Origin of the sequence: Parasutterella muris (assembly GCF_009767915.1) — a bacterium.
GTDB classification, from domain to species: Bacteria; Pseudomonadota; Gammaproteobacteria; order Burkholderiales; family Burkholderiaceae_F; genus Parasutterella; species Parasutterella muris.
In genome coordinates, this window is the sequence record NZ_WSRP01000094.1 from 1 (window position 1) to 1,680 (window position 1,680).

The 1,680-nt window shown below is 48.7% G+C and carries 1 protein-coding gene; it reads right to left on the bottom strand.

The window, feature by feature from the left end; genetic code table 11:
• Positions 1-122 precede the first annotated feature (122 nt).
• Positions 123-1,532, bottom strand: a complete 1,410-nt coding sequence (locus E5987_RS12980; protein WP_202074650.1) for a hypothetical protein — start codon at positions 1,530-1,532, stop codon at positions 123-125.
• Positions 1,533-1,680: the final 148 nt, after the last annotated feature.

Genomic DNA, 1,680 nt, shown 5'->3' on the forward strand with positions numbered 1-1,680 from the left:
CTTGTTTTCTTCAGGCTCCTCGCCAAAAGCCTTCCTATCTTCTTTCCAAATCGCCTGACGAACCGCATAGCCTGAACGGTATTCTTTCCCGTTAAAAGTATATTTTCGAATCATATTTCCTCCTAGGCTGTAAGACTTAGGTAATTGATATAACCCTTTGCATTGCACTTAAAGAAAACCAGAACTCCGCCTGTTTCCAACGTAGGAGCCTCTCCTCCGACAAAAGACCATCCGGCACCTACTACTATCTGCGGACTCACACTTGTAAGCCGAGCTACCTTGATCCAAGATGCAGCGTCATCAGACGAAATATCCGTCGTGCCAATAGCTCCGATCCCTCCAAAATCAAAAATGTCCGGGCTGTCCTTTCCCACTGTGTAAACTTTTTCCGCAGACGCTTCTTGCGTCGGCGTATCCTGGTAACCCGCAAGGGAGCCTCTGTTTCCGGTCCTAGGGACTAAATTAGAAACATCCGCCGCTTCGCCCGGATCACCTTTATCGCCTTTTTCACCTTTGAGCTCAGCTTTCTGTTCTTCGGTCAAGTCGCCAAATGTCAGAGGGTCGCCCTTATCTCCTTTCGGACCTTTTAAAGCCTGCAATTGTTCAGCCGTAAAATCCGAATAGACAAAAGGATCACCTTTATCCCCTTTGGGAATCTTAAAGTTAAAGTGCGGCGACTCATCCGGCCCGCCTCTTTCCACTTCCGGACGAGCTCCGCTATCGAGCATACTCACTTCTATGGAAATCTCCGGAGCGGGCCCCATAGGACCGACATCACCAAAAACAGCCAGGCACGGACCAAGGACAATTTCCGTTCCCTTTAGCTCAGTAAGCTCAAACACTTCGCCGCTGCTGTTGATAATATGATCTCCAACTTTGGCATTGGCATTCGGCGTTAAAGCGGCTGTAAGGTTAGTTCCCTCATGCGCGTCAGTAAGCCACCTCATCGAATAACCGGCTGAATTTACAAGTTCTTCGACCTGATTCTTCGAGAGCTGGATTGCATCAAGGATCTCTTGAGCCTGAAGCTTAACAAGATTGACCTGTTCCCCGCCCTTTGCATCCAGAGCCGCTATAAGAGTCTGAAGTTTCTCTTCCAGCTCCGCTGTCTTTTGCTCAATCTCCTCCCGGGAAGCGGCCGTGGCTGCATTAACTGCCGCAACCTGAGTTTCTCCTGCCTCTCTAACCTGAGCAACTTTTGAATCCGCCTCAGCCTGAGCCGCCTCTGCAAACTCTTTAGCTTTATTAGCCCAGTCCTGAGCATCTCCCGCGAATCCTTCAGCTTTGAACGCCCGCTGTCTGAAATCTTCGAAAATATCGGCCAGCTGATGCAGATTATTTTCATCTGGCTCAATCCCCGCGCCTTCGATTACATTCATGAATTCTTCTGTAATCATATGGTGCCAATAGGAACCCAGTGTAGTAGGCAGCCTGTTTAGAGAACGATCCCCGTCCTGAGGATAGCCATAGGACGGATTTTTCGGAGGCAGAGGTGGAGTATCCGATGCGTTTGCGTAATAAAGTCTTTTCATGATGCACCTCCCTTAACCCATCGTAAATCGGTAAGCGAATACAACCAGTAACCAAAGAACAACCGCAGCCATCCCGACAAAAATCCATCGAACAATCTCTGCAGCCAAGCAAAGTTTTGAGTTTTCCTGTGACATTTTCCAGACCAAT